The following is a 21,251-nucleotide window of genomic DNA, read 5'->3' on the forward strand; positions in this document are numbered from 1 at the left end:
CATAAAAGGGTGCGCCTTTTTAATGCCGGAGGAGGATTACGCCTCTAACCCCGCATTATGCATCCCACGGCGCAGCGTGAAGTTCACGCCCATGGTCAGGAGGGGATCTGGCGGATTCCACTCTGGCTTCGGCAGTGACAGCAGGTAATCAATGGTATCGTTGCGTTTAACCGCCAGCCAGTCGGCCAGCATGGTGCCCATGGCAGTACAGCGTACCGTGCCGAGACCATTACAGCCCAGCGCGCCATACACATTCTTGCGCAGTTCGCCAAACAGGCTGGAACCGTTGCGCGTCATCCCTAGTCCACCACCCCAGGTGTGTTCGAAAGGCACATCTTTCAACGTTGGATAGCGACGTTCAAATGACTGGCGATGGGTTTGGCGATACTTCTCGGTGTAGCCCGGCTTGTGGCGTCCATCTTCGTTGAAGCTGAAGCTGTTACGAATCAGGATGCGATTGTCATGGGTACGACGCGAAGTGGTGCCAAACGGATCTGCTGGAATAATGCCCCAGAAATCCTCACCGCCAATGCTGTCCTGTTCAGACTTGGTCAGCGGACGGGTCAGGCTGCCGTAGGTGAAAATCGGGAAAATGGTGCGTGGGCCAAAGCCAAAGTGGGTACCAAAGGCGTTATTGCCCAGAATCAGCTTATCGGCAATGATGCGGCCGGTCGCATGATGCAACACGATCTGCGGTTCATACTCAATCGCGGTGATGGCAGTATCTTCATACAGGGTGACGTTTTCCGGCAAACTGTCTGCCAGACCTTTCACCAAGCCTGAAGGCTGAACCAGAATCGTACCCGGCGTATACAGCGCTTTGCGATAGAAGCTGGTGCCGAAGATATCTTTCAGCGCACTGCCTTCAATGATTTTGCACTTCTCACCTAAAGCTTCAAGGCCACCGCGATAGGCATCCAGCACCGCCATGCCGCTGTCTTCAACGGCTGCCTGATATTTACCAGAGTGGCGCATGTGCGCGTCGGTAATATTATGCTCTTCCACCAGATCCTTCAGAATGCGCTGGCCGGTCTGGTTCAGATTGAGGATATTTCGGGCAACGGTTTTATCGCCAATGTAATCCGGTGCGCTGATGTCGTGCGGCACGTCGATCAGGAAGCCCGCGTTGCGTCCAGAAGTGCCAAAACCGACCTGTTGAGCTTCGACCAGAATCACCTGATCGTTAGGGAAGTTCAGCGCCAGACGACGCGCGGCTGCCAGGCCAGCAAAACCACCGCCGATCACCACCCATGGCGCTTTGGCATCACCGACCAGCGCGGGCTTAGGAATACGCTTCTGGCTGGTGTGGAACCAACCCGGCGTGGGATCATCGGAAGGCAGCGCATCAATACGCAGTAACGATTCAGGATCGTTTGGCAGATTGTCTGTCAACAGCGTTGCGCCACCGCCCGCGGCAATGACTCCGGCACCGATGCCTGTGCCCACCAACAATTTCCTTCTGGAAATACCCATGTAAAAAAAACTCCTCGATGCAGATAAGTTGTTCTGAAAATTGCCTGCGCTGCCTGAATTCGGGTCAGATAGCGACGTTACGCATTGCTAAAAATGTGTGACTTATGTTTCTAGGTATATTTCATGTATACATGATGTATTCAGATTATTTCGATTTGTAAAATCCGTGTCAACCCTGTTTTGTGTAAGCCGATGGCGAGTGGGCAGGTCAGTACCTGGAATAACTCTTGCATCTTCACCAGCGATCAATGCCGTGACTTGCTGGAGAAAGCTGTGAACCTCAATACTTATAAATATTTCAATGAAGTCGCTGCGACGGGATCGATACGCCGTGCCGCAGATCGCCTGCACGTTGCGCCATCCGCCATCAGTCGGCAGATTGCACTACTGGAGCACACGCTCGGTGTGATGTTGCTGGAACGCACCAATACAGGGATTCGATTAACTCCGGCGGGGACACTGCTGGAAGGTTTCACGCGTAAGATGTGTCGCGATCTCGACCGTATTCATGAGTCGATAAAGAATTTAAAAGGCTTGCGCGAAGGTGAAGTCAAAATATGGGTGATAGAAGCGGTGGTGCAGGCAATTTTACCGCGCATCATGACGGACTTTAATGAAAATTACCCGGCGATACAGTTTTCAATAAATAGTGAATCGTCCGACCGCACGATAGAAGCGATTATTCGCGATGAAATCGATATTGGTATTGTGTTTAACATGGGTGACCGCCCTGGAATAGAAGTAATTAAACGCTGCGCTGCACCCATTCAGTGCTTAGTTTCCCCCAATCATCCGCTGGCACAACATCAATCCCTGAGTCTGGAAGATATTTGTTTTTATCCGATTGCGCTACCGGTCTCCAGTTTTGGCATGCGACAAACCTTCGATAAAGTCACGCGCAGCCTGCATCTTCATCCGCACTCGATCGTGAATACCAACAACCTGGAACTCACCAAAGCTATGGCGATCGCCGGGCGTACTCTGACCATCGGTCCGAAGCAGATTGCTGCCCGCGAAATTGAACAGAATATGCTGCGTGCGATCCCCATTGATAATGAAGCGATGGAGTCCGCCAACATTGAAATATGTGTTCATCGCGACCGTACACTCTCATTTGCTGCTCACCAATTCCTTAAACATGTGTGCCGGGAATTCAATTAATCATGAATTCATCCGTTATCGTCATAATTTTCCCTTATCCATAAATTAAAAATCGAGGAAATTGACCGGGTTAATGCGTTGGTTTTTGGTGTTCTAAAAGCGGCAACACAGCGTGCTGCAATCGATATTACGGATAGCCCGAAATTGCGTGGTATTTATTTCCCATCGCAGAGTTTACACACCAGAAGTGAATGCTTGTCGCCAACCAGGGGAAAAACATGCCGGACATCATGACTAACGGAATTCGAACGCATTACGACATCGAGGGAACAGGTCCGGCGCTTATTTTTGTGTCAGGACTCGGCGGTACGGCGGCCTACTGGCAGCCGCAACTGGCGGCCTTTGCGCAGCACTACACCGTGGTGACTTACGATCAACGCGGTGCCGGCAGCTCAGATCATCCCGCTGGGCCATACAGTATCGACACGTTGGTCGAGGATTTGCTGGCGCTGATTACTGCACTGAAACTGGAGCGACCGGCATTGATTGGTCATTCCACCGGTGGCGCGATAGGTCAGCTGCTGGCCGCGCGCCATCCTGAGTTGCTTTCCGGCATGGTGCAATATGCCAGCTGGGCAAAATCGGACAGTCATTTTAACTGGTGTTTCCGCATGCGCCGTGCGCTGCTGCTCGGCAGCACCATGGAAGAGTATGTGCACGGCAGTGCGCTGTTCCTGTATCCGCCTGAGCATATCAAAACCCATGCGGAAACCCTGTCGCCGGGACTGCTGGCCTCAGCAACCCGCTTTCCCGCTCGTGATGTGGTGCTCAGCCGTATCGACGCCATCATGGCGCATGACGCCACCGCGCAACTGGCAGCCATTCAAACGCCAACGCTGGTGTTGTGTGCACAGGATGACATCCTGACGCCGCCTTATCAGTCGCGTTTTCTGGCGCAACACATCCCCGGCGCAGAACTGAAAATTGTGCCACAGGGGGGCCACAGTTTTTCCGAAAGCGAAACGTCATTGTTCAACCAAATTACGCTCGAGTTTCTCGCGGGCATTCACGCGTCAGCGTAATGAATGAAGGAGTGTCACATGAGCCAATCTGATCAACGCAACGTGGAATTCGGCGTGTTTCTGCCGGTGGGCAACGGCGGTTGGATCACCTCGACCACCAGCCCGCAGCTGCCTGCCACTTACGACTACAACAAACAAGTGACGATTCTGGCGGAACAGCTGGGGTTTGATTTCGCGCTGTCGATGGCCAAATGGCGCGGCTACGGCGGTCCATCCCAACACTGGGACGTCACGCTGGAAAGTTTAACCACCATGGCGGGCCTGGCCGAAGCCACCAGCCGAATTGGTGTCTGGGGCACGGTGCACACCATGGTGTTTCATCCTGCGGTGGTGGCAAAAATGACCGCCGTATTGGATCAAATCTCCAAAGGACGTTTTGGCCTCAACATCGTATCGGGTTCGAACCCAACCGATCAGGGACAGATGGGCTTATGGATGGATCTCGACCACGCCGAGCGTTATGAACTGGCGGCTGAGTGGCTGACGGTGCTGAAGCGCTTGTGGACTGAGGATCGTGTCGATCATCAGGGCAAGCATTATCAGCTGACCGACTGCATGTCGAATCCTAAACCGGTTTCGCCGCCGCCGATTATCTGCGCAGGCGCGTCGGATCGCGGTTTTCTGTTCACCATGGAGCACTGCACCGGCAGTTTTATGCTGGGTTCCGATCATGATGATTTCATCAAAACCGGATTGCGTGCCAAAGAGCTGGCGATGCAGCAGGGCAAGCCGGATTTCAAAACCTACGGCTTGTTTACCATCGTACCGGGCGCCACCGATGCAGAAGCACGTGAACGTGTGGCGCTGTATGACGCCGGTGTCGACACCATCGCGCTTGATAACCAGACGCGCGAGTACTCCGGTGATAAGAGCTTTAAACAGAACACCATGGCGCAGCGCTTTGTTTCGCAGGGGGAACAGCGTAACTCCATGACGCGTGCCGCGCTGGTGGGGTCAGCAGAAACCATCGGCAACAAGCTGGCTGCGATTGTGAAGGGCGCACAGCTGGATGGCGTGACGGTGATCGTGCCCGACTTTATCGATGACCTGCGCGTTGTCGGCACCGACGTGCTGGAAGTGCTGGAGCACCACGGCGTGAGTACGCATGCCCGCGCTTATCAGAAATCCATGACCGCTTCGTAGAGGAATTCCCTCTGCCAAAAACTTAAATCACTTTACCGGGAGTCAAACGATGAGAATAAAGATGATGGTGGCTGTTGCTGTGGCTGCGGTATTGGCGAGCAGTACGATTCAGGCGGATGAGAGCAAACCACGCGTGGCAGGTCTGTTCACGCAAACGGTGACACAGGGTTCCTGGGATATGGCGGGCTATGCCGCGTTTAAATCCATGGCGGATAAACAGGGCTTTGCGCCCAGCTATCTTGAGCACACCACTTATGAAGCGGCACCGTCGGTATTACGTCAACTGGCTTCCGATGGCGTGAAGTTAATTATCGCGCACTCTTCGGGCTATTCGGCGGCCATCAAAGAAGTCGCGCCATCGTTCCCGAACACCCAGTTCGTGTTGTATTCCTACGAGGGGTCTACCGCCAACTTGCCAAACTACTCGGCGTGGTCCGTGGATTGGGATGAATACGGCTTTGTGCTCGGCGCATTAGCCGCCAGCGCCAGCAAAAACGGGCACATTGCGGTGATCAGCGGTGAACCTATTCCGTCTGCGGAACGCACGGTGCAGTTCATCAAGAAAGGTGCCGCTTATGTGAACCCGAAAGTGCAGGTGGATTCTGCTTATGTCGGCTCGTTTACCGACGTGGCGCGCGCCAAAGAGATCGCCACTGGCGCCATCGCACGCGGTGCAGACTTTGTGATTCCCTCTGCCGATACCGCCGACGCGGGTATCCAGCAGGCGGCGGATGAAGAGGGCGTGCTGACCATTGGTTCCTACACCGATCAATCGAAATCCTTCCCGAACTCAATCATGACCTCAACGGTGATGAACTTTGAAAAATCCTATGCGGATATTGGCAAACACTATGCCGATCACCAATTAGGTAACCGCATCATCACCGAGAACCTCTCCACCAATGGCTGGACGCTTTCGACGCCGTTTGCGCACGTCGACAAATCGGTGCAGGACAAGGTGTTTCAGGTTATCGCTGACCTGAAGTCCGGCAAAGTGAAGATTGAGGAGTAGTGCATGAGCAGCCCGCTTATCGAACTCGATCATGTTTCGAAGCGCTATCCCAACGGCTTCGTCGCACTGGAGAACGTGTCACTGTCGCTGTTTCCCGGTGAGATTCACGCGCTGCTGGGTGAGAACGGAGCGGGCAAATCCACGCTGATGAACATTCTGTATGGCGTGCACGAACCTAGCGCCGGCGGGGTACTGATGGGCGGACGGCAGGTGATTCATCGGCGGCCTGCTGACGCCATCGCCAACGGTATTGGCATGGTGCATCAGCATTTCAAGCTGGTGGCGCCGTTTAGCGTGGCCGAGAATCTGGCGCTGGTGGCGCGAGGCGCGCAGCGAAAAACGTTACGGCGTCACGCAGAGATTCGCGCCTTTATGCAGCGTTATGGCGTGGATCTCGACCCTAACGCGATTGTGGGGCATTTACCGCTGGCATTACAGCAGCGTGTGGAAATCCTCAAGGCGCTGGTGAATGACACGCGCGTGCTTTTGCTGGATGAACCCTCCACCATTCTTACGCCGGTTGAAATCCGCGCACTTTACGCCACGTTGCGCCGCATCACCGATAGAGGCACGGCGGTGGCGGTGGTGACGCACAACGTCGATGAAGTGCTGGCCCACGCCGATCGCTATACCGTGCTGCGTCGCGGTAAAACCAACGGCAGCGGGCTGACGGCGGCGTGCAGTGCAGAACAGCTGGTCGAGAAAATTGTAGGACGCACTGTCAGCAGCGGCACACGGTTGGGCGCGCAGCGTCTTGCGGGCGGAGAACAGCTGAACATTCAAGGGGTGAATGTACGCCCGGGCAGCGGCTCGCCGGGTTTGCATGACATTAACCTCAGCTTAGCGGCGCGCGAGGTGGTGGGCGTAGCGGGTGTGGAAGGTAATGGTCAAAGCGAACTGTTTGCGCTACTGGCCGGGGAGTCTGTTCCGGACAGCGGTGAAATTCAACGCAGTGATACACAGGTAACGCTGGCGCTGGTGCCACAAGATCGTCATCACGAAGGGTTATCCCTCGATCTGCCGGTGTCTCACAATCTGCTCTATCCCGACATTATGCAGGGACACTATCGCCGCTTCGGGCTGCTCGACCACTCAGCGATTGCTCAGCGCGCCTGCGAGATGATCACCCAGTCCGACATTCGTACGCATTCACACGCCAGCCCGGCCCGTTCGTTATCGGGCGGTAATCAGCAAAAAATCGTCGTGGCGCGCGCCATGGCACAAGATGCCTCGATCATCGTGGTGTATCAGCCGACGCGCGGTCTGGATTTGGCCGCCGCTGAAGCAGTGTTGATGCGTCTGGCCGATGCTGCGGATGCGGGCACCACGGTGCTGATTATCTCCTCCAACATCGAAGAACTGATTCGCGTGTCGGATCGCATTGTGGTGATGAATGGCGGGCGGATAACAGGCGAAGTCACGGGCGAAGCGATGAATATTGAACGCATCGGCACGCTGATGACATCGGGCCGTAGTCTCTCTTTACAAGGTGCAGGAGAAGTTCATGTCTGAATCATTAAGCGCCTTAACCGAGACCCGCGCGGGATTGCGTCGGGCATTAGCGCAGCTGAGCGCTTCGCGATCGCTGTGGGTCACGCTGAGTGCTTTTGTCGGATCGCTAATTATCGGGCTGGCGCTCATCACCGCGCTCGGCGTGCCGATGCAACGTGCGATGAGCACCGCCTTTGACGGCGCGTTTGGTTCAGTACGCGCGCTCTCCGACACGCTGGTGTTTATGACGCCGCGCCTGCTGGTCGCGCTGGGCGCATTAATCGCCATTCGGGGAGGCATGTTCAACCTCGGCGGTGAAGGGCAACTGCAGATGGGGGCGATTGGCGCCATGCTGCCATTCCTCGCCTTCGGTGACCTGGGGCCCGCGCTGCTTCCCTTCGCCATCCTGAGCGGTGCACTGTGTGGAGCCCTTTGGGGCGCAATTCCGGCGCTGCTGAAAGTGTGGCGCGGCGTGGATGAAATCATCGTCACTCTGATGATGAATTTCATCGCCATCTACACGCTGAAATATCTGGTGCAGGGGCCGATGCGTCCGCTGGGCTCCAACTTCAATATGTCCGCGCAAATTCCCGCCGATGGGGTGTTTCAGCCGCTGATTGAGGGGGCGCGATTGCACGCCGGCGTCTTCCTCGCACTGCTGATCGCGCTGGCGGTGTGGGTAATGCTCAATCACACCGCGTTTGGTCTCAAGCTGCGGGCCAGTGGACAGAGCCCGCGCTTTGTGAAATTGCAGGGGCAGTCAGCCGCCAAAACCGTGCTCTCCAGCATGGCGATTTCGGGTGCGGTGAGTGGGCTGGCGGGCACTTTTGAAGTCCTTGGCGTGCAGTATCGCCTGATTGATGGCTTCTCTTCCGGGCTGGGCTTCGAAGGACTGGCGGTGTCATTTCTTGCCGGATTACAGCCGATTGGGGCGGTGATCGTCTCCCTCTATTTCGGGGCGATTAACAGTGCGGCGCTGGCGCTGCAAAGCACCTTCTCGATTCCGGCCGCGCTGGCGGATGTGCTCGGCGGCATGCCGATTCTGATTCTGGCGGTGTTAAGTGGCGTGATGTTAGTTAAAGGGAGGCCGGTATGGAATTCAACACTGTAACGCTGGCGCTGTTTCTGGCTGGCGGCTTGCGACTGTGTGTCCCGGTGCTGCTGGCGGCATTAGGGGAAACGATCTCTGAGCGCGCCGGTGTGTTCACCATCGGGCTAGAAGGATTGATGCTGTTTGGCGCGGCGAGTTCCGCGCTAGGGCTGATGTGGAGCGGTTCGCCCGTGCTTGCGCTAGTCGTGGGCATGCTCGGCGGATGCGTGGCGGCGCTGCTGCTGGCATTGGGCACGGTGATCGCGCGGGCTAATCAAATCGTGATGGGTATTGGCTTTAACCTGTTTGCCATTGGGGCGACTTCGCTGATGCGTCAGCTGTGGCTCAGCGGTGCACCGCCAGCAGGTTCAATGCGTGCGGTATCCATGCTGAAACTGCCGGGGTTGTCCGATCTTCCGGTGGTGGGACGCGCGCTGTTTTCCCAAAGCCCGGTGTTTTATCTGGCGGTGCTGGTGGCGCTGGTGCTATGGGGCGTGTTGCGCTTCAGCCGTGCTGGCTTGCTGCTGCGTGCCGTCGGGGAAAATGCGCTGGCCGCCGATGCGGCCGGGCACTCGGTGTTGCGTATTCGTTTTAGCGCCACCCTGTTTACCGGTCTGATGGCCGGGCTGGGCGGCGCGTATCTGTGTATCGTCGCCTCTGGGGGCACCTTCGTTGACAACATGACCGCCGGTCGCGGCTATCTGGCCATCGCCATTACCCTCTTTGCGCGCTGGATGCCACTGCGCGTGCTGCTGGTCGCGATGGTGCTGGGCCTGCTCGAAGCCCTGCAGTTCCAGGGGCAATATTTGGGCGTCAACATTGCGCCCTCGCTACTGATGGCGATGCCCTTTGCTGTTGCACTGATCGCCTGGATCATGATGGGCAAGGCAGGTGCGGCACCGGGTGATTTAGGGCGTCCGTTCCTGCGCGGCAACGGGCGCTAGTGCATTTTCAACTAACAGGAGTGACAGATGAATCAGGCAATCAATCCAGAAGGCTGGATTATCGGCAAAACCGCAACGGGTCTTAATCACCTGAACTGGGGTATTAAAGCAGGCAATCACGTGTATGTGGCCGGCATGTTGTCCACCGACCCCATTGATGGTGGCCTGGTGGGGGTGGGCGATATTGAGGTGCAAACACGCCGCGTGCTTGACAGTATCAAAGTGGTGCTGGAATCGGCAGGCAGCAGTATGGATCACGTGGTGATGAACCAGATCTTTCTGCGCAATCTGGAGGATTACCACAAGTTCAATGAGATCTACGTCAGCTATTTCCCGGCGATTTTACCCGCACGGTTCTGCGTCAAGTTGGAGATGGTACGACCGGAGTTTCTGGTTGAGATCGCCACCACGGCAGTGATCCCCGCATAAATGGGCGGCTCCAGGGCCGCACTTCACTGAACACCACTCACTATTGAGGATGTTTGCATGCAATACCGTTATCTCGGGCGCAGCGGGCTAAAAGTGTCCGAAATTTGCCTCGGTTCCATGATGTTTGGTGGAGCCACCGATGAAGCCACAGCCCAGCGCATCATCGCCGATGCCAGCGCCAGCGGGGTCAACTTCATCGATACCGCTGATATGTACAACAAAGGCGAATCAGAACGCGTGGTGGGACGTGCCATCGCTGCCGATCGCCATCGTTGGGTGCTGGCGACGAAAGTGGGCAACCCGATGGGGGATGGCCCGAATCAACGCGGTATGTCACGTAAATGGATTCGCGAGGCGGTGCACGGTTCTCTGACGCGTCTGGGCACCGATTACATTGACGTGCTCTACATGCACAAAGCAGATTTCGCTGCGCCGCTGGAAGAGATGGTACTGGCCTTTGCCGACCTGATCCGTGAAGGGAAGATCGGCTACTTTGCCGTGTCGAATTTCAAAGCCTGGCGTCTGGTGGAAACCGTGCGTCTGGCACGTGAAGCGGGGATTGCCGGGCCAGTTGCCACTCAGCCGCTGTATAACCTCGCGAACCGTGAAGCCGAAGTGGAGATTCTGCCTTCAGCCGCCTATTTTGGCGTTGGAATTGTGTGTTACAGCCCGCTGGCACGCGGCATTCTCACCGGCAAATACCGCGTTGGTGAAGCCCCGGACAGCACAAGTCGCGCCGGGCGCGCCGATCCGCGCATGCTGGAAGCCGAATGGCGTCCGGAGTCGTTGCAGATGGCCACTGAGTTAGCGACTTATGCCGAACGCACCGGACGCCAACCCGCGCACTTCGCGCAACAGTGGGTAATGCGCAATCAGTTGGTGACCAGCACGCTGGTGGGACCGCGCACTTTTGAACAGTGGCGTGAGGGCATTGCCGCGCTGGATTGTCCGTGGTCCGAAGAAGATGAAATGTTCTGCGACCGTCTGGTATCACCGGGTAAAGGCACCAGCCTCGGACCGGTCGATCCCCATCATCCGATTGAAGGCCGCATCGTCGGTCGATTTGCAGCAGGTGTAGAATGACAGATTCACTTCTGATGCCGGACATCGCCGAAGCCTATCGCGGCGGTATGCGCCAACTGGCGGCGGGCGTCTGCCTGATTACCAGCGCTGATCAACAACAGCCGGGCGGGATGATCGCCACGGCGGTGACGTCGGTCAGCGCTGCCCCCCCCACGCTGTTGGTGTGTGTCAATCGCAATGCTTCGATGTTTGAACTGATTCAGCGTAGCGGCCATTTTTGCGTCAACGTATTGGCGGCTGATGCGCTGGGATTAGTGGATATTTTCAGTACCGCAGCGCGTCGTGCGGAACGCTTTGCAACAGGTGAATGGCATCAGGATGCTGAAGGTTCGCCAGTGGCGGCGGATGCGCTGGTGGCGTTTAGCTGCAAATTAGTTAATACCGTTGACTTGCATACGCACGCGATATTTCTTGGCGAGGTGACCCACGTGGCGCACCCCAATAGTGATGGGCAACCGCTGTTGTATCACGACCGGGGGTTCCATCAACTCTCAGCGCTGTAACTTAAAGAACGGGAGGGCAAGTGCCTCCCGTTATGTTCAGGGCAACATAATTACCACATCAATTTCCAACAGCAATTCCGGTTCGGCGAGCGCAGAGATCTGAAACAGCGTGCTGGCAGGTAACTCAAGTCCTTCAAAGAAGCGCTGGCGCACCGGATGAATATGCGGCACCAGCGCCAGGTCGGTGACATAAGTGGTGGTGCGCACAATCCAGTCACGCTGTGCACCCAGCCCCTCCAGCAAACGATCGATATTGGCATACACCTGTTCGACCTGCTGCTGCATATCTCCAATGCCGACCACGTTTCCTTCTTCATCCCACGCGACTTGCCCGGTAGGGAACACCGGCGTTCCGGGACGAATTTTTACGTGATTGTAATAGCTGCGCGCCTTCAAACCGGCGGGATTGATAATGCTCATAACGCTCCTTAACCCTGTTTCGTTCGCGAATGTTCTCGCTTCAAGGCTATCACCCGTGCGCGTTGCCGGGTAAAGGTATCCTGGCAACGCCGCATTGCCGCTAAAGCAACACGGCGGCGGTTACAAACGCTTTTGTGACGCGGCATCGAACAGCATCGCACGCGCATAATCCACTTCAACGGCAATCATATCGCCTGCTGCGGCACCGGAACGTTGGGTGGTAAACAGCATCACCTCATGCCCGAATAAGTTGCCGTGGATGAGCTCGGATAAACCGGTGGGTTCGACGAGAGAAACCTCCAGTGGCAGCGCGTGTGGAGAACCTGATGAAGCCAGTGCGATGTTTTCAGGTCTGATGCCATAAATGACTTCACGACCTTCAGGCTGATTGACCCATGCCGGGTTTGCCGGCAGTAGCGCGCTGTCGCCGATGCGCACGCCATTCGGGGTGACAACGCCGTTGATAAAGTTCATCGACGGTGATCCGATAAAGCTGGCGACAAACTTGTTGGCTGGCGTGTCATACAGTTCCAGTGGTGTGCCGACTTGTTGGATAACTCCGTGGTTCAGCACCACAATCCGGTCGGCCAGCGTCATCGCCTCAACCTGATCATGCGTGACATACACGATAGTGTTGTTCATCTGCTGATGCAGGCGTTTAATCTCGACGCGCATCTTGCCGCGCAGTTGTGCATCCAGATTGGAGAGCGGTTCATCAAACAGAAAGACCTGCGGCTGGCGCACGATCGCGCGTCCCATCGCCACACGCTGGCGCTGGCCGCCGGACAGTTCTTTGGGACGACGATCCAGAAGATGTGAAAGATTAAGGATATCCGCCGCTCGCTTCACTTTCTCCTCAATCTCCGCACGCGGGCGTTTCTGGATTTCGAGGCTAAAGCCCATGTTGCGTGCCACCGTCAGGTGCGGGTAGAGCGCATAACTCTGAAACACCATTGAGATATCACGATCTTTCGGGGCGACATCATTCATCAGTCGTTTTCCGATGCGGAGATCGCCGCTACTCGCCAGTTCCAGACCCGCAATGGTGCGCAGTAAGGTGGATTTGCCACAGCCGGACGGCCCGACCAACACCACGAACTCACCATCGTTAATCGTGAGGTTGATATCGCGCAGGACTTCAACATTGCCGTAGCGTTTGTCGATCTGCGCCAGTGTAATTTCTGCCATGTTTACCCCTTAACCGCGCCAGCGGTCAGACCCTGAACCAGATATCGTTGAATAAAGGCGAAGAACAGACAGGCAGGAATCAGCGCCATTACGGCGGCTGCCATCATTTCACCCCATGAAACGGCAAATTTGGAGACGAAGCTGAGTAAACCCACCGGGAAGGTCATCACTTCGTTTTTGTTGATCAGCATCAGCGAGAACAGCAGTTCGCTCCATGCCGCGGTAAACACGAAGCCGAGCGTTGCCGCCATGCCCGGTAACGTCAGCGGAACCAGTACCCGATACAGCGCCTGAAAACGTGTGCAGCCCTCGAGCATCGCAGACTCTTCCAGATCTTTGGGGATGGCATCAAAGAATGACTGCATCAAAAAGGTGGCAAACGGGACGTTAAAGGCGGTGTAAATCAGCACCAGACCCAGCAGACTGTTGGTCAGGCCGAGCGGGGCCATCACGCGATAAATTGGGGCGATGATCATCACCAACGGGAACATCTGCGTGAACAACAGCAGCGCCGCCATCACCATCTTGCCGCGAAAGTGAAAACGCGAAAATGCATAGCCGGCACCAGCAGCAATCAGCGTGGTCAGGAATGCGGTGCTGAAAGAGACGATCAGACTATTGCTGAAGAAGGTGGGGAAATCACTGTCGGTGAGCACTTTTTGAAAGTGGCCTAAAGTGAAGCCGCCCGGCAACAGTGTCACGCCCTGGCTGAACAGCAGCTGATCCGGTGTGACTGAAATCTTAATGATCCAGTAGAGCGGAAACAGGGCAAACAGCAGGTAGAGGCCAATACTCAGGCGATGGCCAATCATGGGTAACAGTTTCATTTCGCCTCCTTATTTCAACAGTTGATGACGAATGCGCAGCAAAACCAGCGCGTAGCAGGTCATCAGCAGTAACAGAAACACCGCCATTGCCGAGGCATAGCCAAAATCGAGTTTGCGATAGGCGGTGGTGAAGATGTAGCTGGAGAGAATCGAGGTGGATCCGGCGGGGCCACCGTCGGTCATCACCACGATCAGATCGGCGAAGTTGGCGATCCAGATGGTACGTAGCATCACGGTGATGGCGATCATCGGTGCCAGGAAGGGCAGCGTGACGCGACAGAATTGTTGCCAGCCGCTGGCACCGTCAATCGAAGCCGCTTCATACAGATCTTTCGGGATGGATTGCAAAGCGGCCAGCAGGGTAATGGCAAAAAACGGAATACCAAACCAGACGTTAGCAATGATCGGTCCCCACATGGCCAACTGAGGATCGGACAAGATATTGTATGGCTCGCTCAGTAACCCGAGATCGCTCAGCCACTGTGGTAACGGGCCAACCACCGGGTTAAGCAGCCAGGACCAGGTCAGGCCGGAGAGAAAGGCGGGCACCGCCCAGGGCAGAAACACCAGCGCCTGCACCCAGCGACGAAAACGAAATTCGCGGTTAAGCAGCAGCGCTAACGCCATACCGAAGATAAACTGCAACAGCAGTGAGCTGAGCGTCCAGTTCAGCGTGTGACCGAGTGCTTTAAAAAAGCGCCGATCGTCAAACATTTCGGCAAAGTTTTCCCAGCCCACCCACCCGCTATCCATCGGATTGAGCAGATTCATGCTCTGAAACGCGTAGGAAATGCCGATCGCCATCGGCACAAAAATAAACAAGGCGATCAGCAACAGTCCCGGCGAAAGATAAAACCACGGCTCAGCCAGCCGCATCCAGCGCGTGTAGCGCGGGCGCGGTGAGCGGGCATCAAGTGAGGTTTCTAACATCATCATTGTTCTCCGCGCGATCGGTGATTACTGCGTGGCGAGCCAGCTTTTCTGCTCTTTGGTCAAATATTTAGCCCAGTCTTTCACCATGTCTTCGGTGTCGTTTTCACCCAGCAGGGTTTCCTGGCTGCTCTCTTTCACAATCACCGAGTTAAAGTAACCCCAGCCTTTCAGGTGTGTCGGCATGGTCAACGGCACATAGTTCGGATCGTTTAACTCTTTAAACCAGCCGGCAAACTGCGGTGTTTGATAGAAAGGATCCTGCTCTGCGCCTTTATAAATCGGCAGGGTGCCAACAAATTTTGCCCACGCGAGGTTGTTGGTCTTATTACTCAGGAAGGTGATGAGTGGCCAGGCGAGATCTTTTTGTTTGCCCTGTTTAAACATCGCCCAGCCGGTATAACCAATAGTAGGGAAAGCTTTACCCGACGGCCCGACAGGCATCGGTGCAACGGCAAAATCATCGGCGGCCATGCTGTTTTTAATCGCAATCAGCGCATCGGGGTCCTGATCGAGCATGGCGCACTTGCCGGAATAGAAACCGGAGACGATTTCGTTAAAGCCCCAGTTCACACTGTCTTTTGGCGCGCCGCCTTGTTTGTACATGTCGACCAGCAACTGCGCCCCTTTGATCGCCCCTGGCTGAGTCAGAGTACTGTTGCCGGATTTATCGAAGAAATCCGGTGAGCCGTTCATTGCCGCCATAAACATCATCCAGGCGTTGGTGCCGCCGACGCCGCCGCGCATACAATAGCCGCTGATGCCGTTACCCAACTGGCTGATGCGTTTAGCATCGCTGGCAAACTCATCCATGGTTTTTGGCGGCTCGCTCAATCCGGCCTGCTGGAAGAGTTTCTTATTCCAGAACAGGGCGCGCAGGTAGAAGCCGTAAGGGATCATGGTGGCTTTGCCATTGGCGGCACGCGCCATCGCCAGCGTTTTATCGGTTAACTGGGCGGTGCCATCCCAATTTTTCAGGCGCGGTTCTAAATCTTCCAGCATATTGTTGCTGGCATACAGCCCTTGCCAGGTGTCGGGCATTTCCACCACATCGGGTACTTGCCCGCTTTGCAGCATGGTGCCTAATTTCTCAAACGCCTGACCCCACGGCAGCGAGATCAGCTCAATTTCCGTGCCGGGATGCTGGGTTTTGTATTCGGTCAGCATCTTCTGCAGCAGTTCAGTGCGGGGCGGGCTGGTAATCACTTCCACCACCGTTAATTTTGCCGCCATACTGCTGAGTGCTGAACCCAATCCAATGGCTAAAACCAGTGCGTTAATCGCAAAACGAGTCGTCATTGCAGCTTCTCCTGGGAGTGAGTGATTATGCGCGGGTTGCGGTAGCCAGCGCCTGTTGCAGGTCGTTCCAGAGGTCTTCGGTCTCTTCCAGACCAATCGAGATGCGGATCAAACGTGGCGAGACGCCGAAATCAACGGCTGAGTTAAATTCGCTGGCTTGATTGATGACTGAGATGGCGGGCATCACCAGACTTTCGAATCCACCCCAACTCACCCCCATATGGAAATAGTGCAAGGCGTTGCAGAAGGCGGGGATATCGATTTGTTCGGTCACTTCAAACGCAAACAGGCCACTGTAGCCGCGCAGCGATGACCAGGATTTGGGGGACAAACCGGGATGGCACACTGCCGTAACCTGTGGATGGGCACTCAACTTTTGCGCCAGTTCCATACCGCTTTGGTGATGCTGCTTCATGCGCAGGGGGAGCGTGCGCAGACCACGTATCAGCAATGAGGCTTCATGCGCCGATAGCTTGCCGCCGAGGAAGGGGCTGATGTGGCGTGCGATATTGCCGATGTGCTGTTGACTGGCAATGACCAGGCCGGCCACCACATCACTGTGCCCGCTGATGTATTTCGATGCCGAGTGCACCACGATGTCGATCCCACACAGTAACGGCTGCTGGAAAATCGGCGACGCCCAGCTGTTATCGATAATGGTGACCGCACCAGCATCACGCGCCAGCGTGGCCAGTTTATTCAGGTCCAACTCGCTCATCACCCAACTCACCGGACTTTCCAGGTAGAGCAGGCTGGCACCCGGCAGCGCGGCACGAATTGCCTCTTCATCATCACCATCGACGAACTCGGTGGTGATACCAAAACGCTGGCAGAAGCCACGCAGGAAGCGATACGTATCGGGATAGACGTGATTGACACACACCACTTTTGCGCCGGGTTGTAGCACGCTGAGAATGGCATTGCTGATGGCGGCCATGCCGCTGCCGAACGCCAGGCAAGCCTCGCCCCCTTCCAGTGCGGCAACTTTCTCCTGCAGCGCTCGGACCGTGGGATTATCGACGCGCGAATAGAGCGGTTGATCGCTTTCGCCACGGAAGCGGGCAATCATGCTGTCGTAATCGCTGAAGGTGAACAGTGACGATTGGTAGATCGGCGGGGTGACCGCGCCTTTTTCATGGCGTAAATCATGGGACAAAAGTGTTTGTTGCGAGACCGGTTTATCGTTTGGCATTGATGACATCCTTCATGTCGCGTTCAGTGATATCGAGAATTTGATGGCAAATGGCGCGCGCGGCTTCACCATCCCGCTGGCAAATGGCATTGAAGAGATCGCGGTGTAACGGGAAGGAGTCGGCAAACAGTGCCTGCTCCGGTGGCGATTCAAAAAAGGCGTGCATGCTGTCGTAAATGCCGTTGAGCATTTGCAGCAGTAAAGGATTGCCGGAAGCGCGATAAATGCTGGTATGAAAGGCCCAGTCTTCGGCACCGGCTGAGCCTACCGCCAGATGCACGCGCTCCATTTCTATCAATCGCTGTTCGATTTCCAGCAGGTCTTCGGCGCTTGCACGCTGTGCAGCGAGCACACAGGATTCTGATTCGATAATGCGACGGACCTCCAGCGCGTGCAGCATATTGGCGGAGTCATTTTTGAATCGCAGCGAGAGGAAGCTGTCGTTGATGCCGACATCTGCCTGCAAAAACGTGCCGCTGCCTTTCTTACGCAGAATGATGCCCAGTGCTTCCCAGCGTTTTAACGCCTCACGCACGGTGTTGCGGCTCACCCCGAGTTTCTCCGCCAGTTCGCGTTCAGGCGGTAAGCGACTCCCCGGCTGCGCGCCGGATTGCGCCATAAAACGCGTGAGTGCATCAAGAATCAGCGTGTCACTGCGCGGTGTGGTTATCGGTTGAAGCTCAAAAGGGGATTGCATAGCGCTGCCTTAATTGGTCCAACATCTCTACCAATTTCATAGCAAGGCGCGTGCCATTATTTTTATGCCTGATTTAATTGACGTTTCTGGGCAGTAATAAGCAGGAGATCTGAGTTTTACTGGTGCAAGGCGAAAAAATATGCACCGGGATGTCACAGCAAGGATATAAAAAAGGCGCGAATTAACGCGCCATTTATAAATGCGGAAATAAACTAGCTGGCATCAAAAATCACATACAGTTTACGCATCGTGTTTTCAATTACCCAGGTCCCTTCAGTATTGGCTTCGAAGAAAAACGAATCGCCCGGTTTAAAATTTAGGGTTGCTTCGCCATCAGGAGTAAATGAACCTGTGCCGTTAAGAAAATGCATAATTTCAGCCTGTTTCACTGAGCGACGATAAGAACCTGCTGCGCATTCAAATATACCCGTATCGATATCTTCTTTGCCGGGAATCACTTTCTGGATACCGGAAAGGGCAATAGTGCCGCTGCCCGGTAAGCCTTCCACGCTGCCCCAGGGTTCCATTGTTTCAATTAACGCCGGCTGTTCAATTTTTTGCACTTTCATCAGTTCTTTTTCCTGTAAGCAGTGACAAATAGCACTCACCACAATGGCAAAGTGCATTGGAGAATAAACTCAATACAGATTAAGCGATTGCAGTAAAACCTGAGGGGACTTATTGCCGTGCGAATAACATATTTGAATGATTATTCGCACGGCTTTGGCAGAAACTTTTGTTTCCTCACCATGCTTCACGCTGCAAGTGGGAGGCGGCGTCCATTCACCCCCGATCAGCCATCTGAGCCGGTTCCAGGCGACGCCTGCCTGCACTTTGAAAGGGGGGAGAGCGCCGCCTAACTCAGCGTTTGGCAGCATGAGCAGGGTTGCGCAACGGTGTTACCCAGAACACGGCGCAGGAAATCTTGCGTGCGCGCTTCTTGTGGCCGCAGTAACAGGTTGTCAGCGGGACCTTGTTCTACAATCTGTCCACTGTGCAGGAAGCAGACGCGATCGGCCACTTCTCGGGCGAACTGCATCTCATGGGTGACCACGATCATGGTCATCCCTTCACGGGCGAGATTGCGCATGACCTGCAGCACTTCACCCACTAATTCGGGATCAAGCGCGGAGGTGGGCTCATCAAATAAGATCGCTTTGGGCTGAAGGGCCAGCGTGCGGGCAATCGCCACGCGCTGTTGCTGTCCGCCAGATAACTGGGCTGGCCATGCGTTGATTTTCTCAGCCAGACCTACCATTGCCAGTAAGTCTTTGGCGCGCTTTTCCGCCACGTTGCGAGATTCACCGTTGACGTGAATCGGACCCTCCATCACGTTTTCCAGCACGCTGCGATGCGGGAAAAGGTTGAAACGCTGAAACACCATGCCAATCTGACGCCGCAGGTCGTTAATGCTCTTGTGCTTGTTGTTGACGCGCTGGCCCAGTACGGTGATATCGCCGCCTTCATAGGTTTCAAGGCCGTTGATGCAGCGCAGTATGGTTGATTTACCTGAACCCGAAGGGCCAATCAGGCAAACCACTTCGCCTTCGCTGACCTTGAAACTCACGCCTTTCAGCACCTCAATGGGGCCGAATTTTTTGTGTACCTCATGAATTTCAATCATCTTAAGCCCCTTTCATCTGACGTTTTTCCAGCTTCTTGGTGAGTGCCAGCAGCGGCAAGCAAAGCACCAGATACAGCAGTGCCACCAGCGTGTACACCGTGGTGTTATCGAAGGTTGAGGCAGCAATCAGCTGGCCCTGACGTGTCATTTCCGTCACCGCAATGGTCGAGGCAAGCGCAGAGTCCTTGAGCATCATCACGAGCGTATTGCTGAACGGGGGTAAGGCAACATGGAAAGCCTGAGGCAGCACCACGCGGCGCATGGCTTTGCCATAACTCATGCCCATTGATCGCGCGGCTTCAAGCTGCCCGCGATCAACCGATTCAATGCCGGAACGAAATATTTCTGCGATGTAAGTGGAAAAGCAAAAGGCGATACCAATGACACTGGCCTGAAACGAGGTGAGGGTGATGCCAATATCCGGGAAGACAAAGTAGATATAAAACAGCACCACAATCATCGGCAGACCGCGCGTGATATTAATGATGGTGGCGATCGGCCATGAAATGATTTTCCACGGACACATTTTGGCTGCGGCAAAAATCAACCCCAATGGCGTACTGATTATCAGAGACAAAAGGGTGATATAGATCGTCATTTCAGCCCCTTTCAATAAAAAGGGTAGATACTGGTGGATGCTGCTCCAGTCCATTTTGTTCTCCTGGCTTGTAGTGTCACCCTAAAATCAGGTGATAAATTCATTATAATGAATATCGTTGATAGCAAATCGCTGTCAATCTTTACTCTCATGACAGAGATAGCATTTACTTATTACGCTCATACGAACAAGCTATAGGTGTGATATTTAGTGAAATCAAAGGCTTTATTGTTAATTTGTGAGTTGGCGCATTTTCATTAAATAAATCGTTGACAGCAGGTGTGCAATTTTCATTATAGTGAAAAAGAGCATTATCCCTTTCATTGCACCCAGGAGTGAGCCATGTCTGCCATTCGTTCCCCGTTGATGATCCTCGGCCTTACGGCTGCGTTGAGTTTCAATGCCAGTGCAGCGGTGTTAACCGCGGGTTCACCGCCATCGAGTGCACCCACTACCTTTCTCAATACCCAAACGGGCAAGATTGAGGGTTTTATGCCGGATGTGGCCGCAGAAGTGGCTAAACGTGAGCATTTGGACATCCAATACAGCGCAATCCCTTTTTCCACGCTGATACAATCTGTTATTGCCGGAAAGATTGACATGATAGTGGCGGGAATGACACCGACTGAAGAGCGCGCGAAACGTATTACGTTCTCTCAGCCGGTGACGGCTTTTGGCGCGGGATTGATCGTGCGGGATGACAATAAAAAAGCGTATAACTCGTGGCAGGACCTTAAGGGTGAAGTGGTAGGCACCATGGCCGGTACCGATTATACCCAAAGCCTGATGGCCAGTGGTATTGCGAAAGAAGTGAAGGTCTACGACAGCCCTGCGGATATGACGCGAGATTTGTCACTGGGTCGCGTGGCGGCCGGATTAAATGACTATCCGATATTAAAAGCGCAGGAAAAAGCCGGTGGACTAAAAGGCATGCACGTGGTGGACGGCTATAAACCGGAGCATGTTTCCCCCATGGCGTTTGGCGTGAAGAAAGGCAACGATGCCTTAATGGCGCAGATTAATAGCGCGTTAACCAGCATGAAAGAGGATGGCACGTTGCAGACGATTAAAACCAAATGGGGCATGCCCTGATTGATGACACCCTTAAGCTCAGCTGACAGGGAT

At 54.9% G+C, this 21,251-nt stretch carries 22 protein-coding genes; 11 read left to right on the forward strand and 11 right to left on the reverse strand.

Going from position 1 to position 21,251, the window contains the following annotated elements; all coding sequences use genetic code 11:
* Window positions 1–36 precede the first annotated feature (36 nt).
* Complete coding sequence (locus F3J37_RS15835; protein WP_205298961.1) at window positions 37–1,473, reverse strand: NAD(P)/FAD-dependent oxidoreductase; 1,437 nt, start codon at window positions 1,471–1,473, stop codon at window positions 37–39.
* A 273-nt stretch (window positions 1,474–1,746) separates the two neighbouring features.
* On the opposite strand from F3J37_RS15835, the gene F3J37_RS15840 reads away from it, so the two are divergent.
* The 10 genes from F3J37_RS15840 to F3J37_RS15885 all read left to right on the forward strand — a co-directional run bounded on the left by F3J37_RS15840 (window position 1,747) and on the right by F3J37_RS15885 (window position 11,351).
* The gene (locus tag F3J37_RS15840) at window positions 1,747–2,634 is read left to right on the forward strand and encodes a LysR family transcriptional regulator (RefSeq protein WP_166934328.1); all 888 of its coding nucleotides are present in this window, start codon (window positions 1,747–1,749) and stop codon (window positions 2,632–2,634) included.
* A 218-nt stretch (window positions 2,635–2,852) separates the two neighbouring features.
* Window positions 2,853–3,656, forward strand: coding sequence for an alpha/beta fold hydrolase (locus F3J37_RS15845; protein WP_166934330.1), 804 nt, complete (start codon window positions 2,853–2,855; stop codon window positions 3,654–3,656).
* A gap of 18 nt (window positions 3,657–3,674) precedes the next feature.
* The gene (locus F3J37_RS15850; protein WP_166934332.1) at window positions 3,675–4,799 is read left to right on the forward strand and encodes an LLM class flavin-dependent oxidoreductase; all 1,125 of its coding nucleotides are present in this window, start codon (window positions 3,675–3,677) and stop codon (window positions 4,797–4,799) included.
* Between the two features lie 49 nt (window positions 4,800–4,848).
* Window positions 4,849–5,811, forward strand: a complete 963-nt coding sequence (locus tag F3J37_RS15855) for a BMP family protein (RefSeq protein WP_166934334.1) — start codon at window positions 4,849–4,851, stop codon at window positions 5,809–5,811.
* Between the two features lie 3 nt (window positions 5,812–5,814).
* Window positions 5,815–7,323: an ABC transporter ATP-binding protein gene (locus tag F3J37_RS15860; RefSeq protein ID WP_166934336.1), complete on the forward strand. Its 1,509-nt coding sequence runs from the start codon at window positions 5,815–5,817 to the stop codon at window positions 7,321–7,323.
* Window positions 7,316–8,413 (forward strand): ABC transporter permease, encoded by a 1,098-nt coding sequence (locus F3J37_RS15865; protein ID WP_166934338.1) that lies wholly within the window; start codon window positions 7,316–7,318, stop codon window positions 8,411–8,413. Before F3J37_RS15860 ends, F3J37_RS15865 begins: the two co-directional genes overlap by 8 nt.
* A complete protein-coding gene (locus F3J37_RS15870; RefSeq protein ID WP_166934340.1) occupies window positions 8,395–9,336 on the forward strand; it encodes an ABC transporter permease in 942 nt (313 codons plus the stop codon). The genes F3J37_RS15865 and F3J37_RS15870 overlap by 19 nt, the downstream gene beginning before the upstream one ends.
* A gap of 27 nt (window positions 9,337–9,363) precedes the next feature.
* The gene (locus tag F3J37_RS15875; protein WP_160867666.1) at window positions 9,364–9,765 is read left to right on the forward strand and encodes a RidA family protein; all 402 of its coding nucleotides are present in this window, start codon (window positions 9,364–9,366) and stop codon (window positions 9,763–9,765) included.
* Between the two features lie 57 nt (window positions 9,766–9,822).
* Window positions 9,823–10,848, forward strand: a complete 1,026-nt coding sequence (locus tag F3J37_RS15880; RefSeq protein ID WP_166934341.1) for an aldo/keto reductase — start codon at window positions 9,823–9,825, stop codon at window positions 10,846–10,848.
* Window positions 10,845–11,351: a flavin reductase family protein gene (locus F3J37_RS15885; protein ID WP_166934343.1), complete on the forward strand. Its 507-nt coding sequence runs from the start codon at window positions 10,845–10,847 to the stop codon at window positions 11,349–11,351. The genes F3J37_RS15880 and F3J37_RS15885 overlap by 4 nt, the downstream gene beginning before the upstream one ends.
* A 36-nt stretch (window positions 11,352–11,387) precedes the next feature.
* Here the strand turns inward: F3J37_RS15885 and F3J37_RS15890 are convergent, their stop codons facing one another.
* The 10 genes from F3J37_RS15890 to F3J37_RS15935 all read right to left on the reverse strand — a co-directional run bounded on the left by F3J37_RS15890 (window position 11,388) and on the right by F3J37_RS15935 (window position 20,180).
* The gene (locus F3J37_RS15890; protein WP_160867663.1) at window positions 11,388–11,771 is read right to left on the reverse strand and encodes a RidA family protein; all 384 of its coding nucleotides are present in this window, start codon (window positions 11,769–11,771) and stop codon (window positions 11,388–11,390) included.
* Between the two features lie 120 nt (window positions 11,772–11,891).
* Window positions 11,892–12,959 (reverse strand): ABC transporter ATP-binding protein, encoded by a 1,068-nt coding sequence (locus tag F3J37_RS15895; RefSeq protein ID WP_166934345.1) that lies wholly within the window; start codon window positions 12,957–12,959, stop codon window positions 11,892–11,894.
* 2 nt (window positions 12,960–12,961) lie between these two features.
* A complete protein-coding gene (locus F3J37_RS15900; protein WP_166934347.1) occupies window positions 12,962–13,786 on the reverse strand; it encodes a carbohydrate ABC transporter permease in 825 nt (274 codons plus the stop codon).
* Between the two features lie 9 nt (window positions 13,787–13,795).
* A complete protein-coding gene (locus tag F3J37_RS15905; protein WP_166934349.1) occupies window positions 13,796–14,719 on the reverse strand; it encodes a carbohydrate ABC transporter permease in 924 nt (307 codons plus the stop codon).
* 24 nt (window positions 14,720–14,743) lie between these two features.
* Window positions 14,744–16,015 carry an ABC transporter substrate-binding protein gene (locus F3J37_RS15910; protein ID WP_166934351.1) on the reverse strand — a complete coding sequence of 424 codons (1,272 nt, stop codon included), beginning with the start codon at window positions 16,013–16,015 and terminating at the stop codon, window positions 14,744–14,746.
* Window positions 16,016–16,040: 25 nt separating this feature from the next.
* Entirely contained in the window at window positions 16,041–17,207 is a 1,167-nt protein-coding gene (locus tag F3J37_RS15915; RefSeq protein WP_160867659.1) for a PLP-dependent transferase, read from the reverse strand.
* Complete coding sequence (locus tag F3J37_RS15920) at window positions 17,194–17,904, reverse strand: FadR/GntR family transcriptional regulator (protein WP_058961058.1); 711 nt, start codon at window positions 17,902–17,904, stop codon at window positions 17,194–17,196. Before F3J37_RS15920 ends, F3J37_RS15915 begins: the two co-directional genes overlap by 14 nt.
* A gap of 212 nt (window positions 17,905–18,116) precedes the next feature.
* Window positions 18,117–18,473, reverse strand: coding sequence for a cupin domain-containing protein (locus F3J37_RS15925; RefSeq protein ID WP_045815471.1), 357 nt, complete (start codon window positions 18,471–18,473; stop codon window positions 18,117–18,119).
* Window positions 18,474–18,760: 287 nt separating this feature from the next.
* Window positions 18,761–19,528 carry an amino acid ABC transporter ATP-binding protein gene (locus F3J37_RS15930; protein ID WP_034829813.1) on the reverse strand — a complete coding sequence of 256 codons (768 nt, stop codon included), beginning with the start codon at window positions 19,526–19,528 and terminating at the stop codon, window positions 18,761–18,763.
* Between the two features lies 1 nt (window position 19,529).
* Entirely contained in the window at window positions 19,530–20,180 is a 651-nt protein-coding gene (locus F3J37_RS15935) for an amino acid ABC transporter permease (protein WP_058961056.1), read from the reverse strand.
* 288 nt (window positions 20,181–20,468) lie between these two features.
* Between F3J37_RS15935 and F3J37_RS15940 the strand changes: the two genes are divergently transcribed.
* Entirely contained in the window at window positions 20,469–21,218 is a 750-nt protein-coding gene (locus F3J37_RS15940) for an ABC transporter substrate-binding protein (RefSeq protein WP_045833160.1), read from the forward strand.
* The last annotated feature ends 33 nt before the right edge of the window (window positions 21,219–21,251 follow it).

This window comes from Candidatus Pantoea communis, assembly GCF_011752685.1.
In the GTDB taxonomy this organism is placed as follows: domain Bacteria; phylum Pseudomonadota; class Gammaproteobacteria; order Enterobacterales; family Enterobacteriaceae; genus Pantoea; species Pantoea communis.

What these genes read in the sequence shown, in the direction of transcription:
- F3J37_RS15835 (WP_205298961.1), bottom strand. Translation starts at nt 1,473, where the DNA reads ATGGGTATTTCCAGAAGGAAATTGTTGGTGGGCACAGGCATCGGTGCC.
- F3J37_RS15845 (WP_166934330.1), top strand. Translation starts at nt 2,853, where the DNA reads ATGCCGGACATCATGACTAACGGAATTCGAACGCATTACGACATCGAG.
- F3J37_RS15850 (WP_166934332.1), top strand. Translation starts at nt 3,675, where the DNA reads ATGAGCCAATCTGATCAACGCAACGTGGAATTCGGCGTGTTTCTGCCG.
- F3J37_RS15855 (WP_166934334.1), top strand. Translation starts at nt 4,849, where the DNA reads ATGAGAATAAAGATGATGGTGGCTGTTGCTGTGGCTGCGGTATTGGCG.
- F3J37_RS15860 (WP_166934336.1), top strand. Translation starts at nt 5,815, where the DNA reads ATGAGCAGCCCGCTTATCGAACTCGATCATGTTTCGAAGCGCTATCCC.
- F3J37_RS15865 (WP_166934338.1), top strand. Translation starts at nt 7,316, where the DNA reads ATGTCTGAATCATTAAGCGCCTTAACCGAGACCCGCGCGGGATTGCGT.
- F3J37_RS15870 (WP_166934340.1), top strand. Translation starts at nt 8,395, where the DNA reads ATGGAATTCAACACTGTAACGCTGGCGCTGTTTCTGGCTGGCGGCTTG.
- F3J37_RS15875 (WP_160867666.1), top strand. Translation starts at nt 9,364, where the DNA reads ATGAATCAGGCAATCAATCCAGAAGGCTGGATTATCGGCAAAACCGCA.
- F3J37_RS15880 (WP_166934341.1), top strand. Translation starts at nt 9,823, where the DNA reads ATGCAATACCGTTATCTCGGGCGCAGCGGGCTAAAAGTGTCCGAAATT.
- F3J37_RS15885 (WP_166934343.1), top strand. Translation starts at nt 10,845, where the DNA reads ATGACAGATTCACTTCTGATGCCGGACATCGCCGAAGCCTATCGCGGC.
- F3J37_RS15890 (WP_160867663.1), bottom strand. Translation starts at nt 11,771, where the DNA reads ATGAGCATTATCAATCCCGCCGGTTTGAAGGCGCGCAGCTATTACAAT.
- F3J37_RS15895 (WP_166934345.1), bottom strand. Translation starts at nt 12,959, where the DNA reads ATGGCAGAAATTACACTGGCGCAGATCGACAAACGCTACGGCAATGTT.
- F3J37_RS15900 (WP_166934347.1), bottom strand. Translation starts at nt 13,786, where the DNA reads ATGAAACTGTTACCCATGATTGGCCATCGCCTGAGTATTGGCCTCTAC.
- F3J37_RS15905 (WP_166934349.1), bottom strand. Translation starts at nt 14,719, where the DNA reads ATGATGTTAGAAACCTCACTTGATGCCCGCTCACCGCGCCCGCGCTAC.
- F3J37_RS15910 (WP_166934351.1), bottom strand. Translation starts at nt 16,015, where the DNA reads ATGACGACTCGTTTTGCGATTAACGCACTGGTTTTAGCCATTGGATTG.
- F3J37_RS15915 (WP_160867659.1), bottom strand. Translation starts at nt 17,207, where the DNA reads ATGCCAAACGATAAACCGGTCTCGCAACAAACACTTTTGTCCCATGAT.
- F3J37_RS15920 (WP_058961058.1), bottom strand. Translation starts at nt 17,904, where the DNA reads ATGCAATCCCCTTTTGAGCTTCAACCGATAACCACACCGCGCAGTGAC.
- F3J37_RS15925 (WP_045815471.1), bottom strand. Translation starts at nt 18,473, where the DNA reads ATGAAAGTGCAAAAAATTGAACAGCCGGCGTTAATTGAAACAATGGAA.
- F3J37_RS15930 (WP_034829813.1), bottom strand. Translation starts at nt 19,528, where the DNA reads ATGATTGAAATTCATGAGGTACACAAAAAATTCGGCCCCATTGAGGTG.
- F3J37_RS15935 (WP_058961056.1), bottom strand. Translation starts at nt 20,180, where the DNA reads ATGGACTGGAGCAGCATCCACCAGTATCTACCCTTTTTATTGAAAGGG.
- F3J37_RS15940 (WP_045833160.1), top strand. Translation starts at nt 20,469, where the DNA reads ATGTCTGCCATTCGTTCCCCGTTGATGATCCTCGGCCTTACGGCTGCG.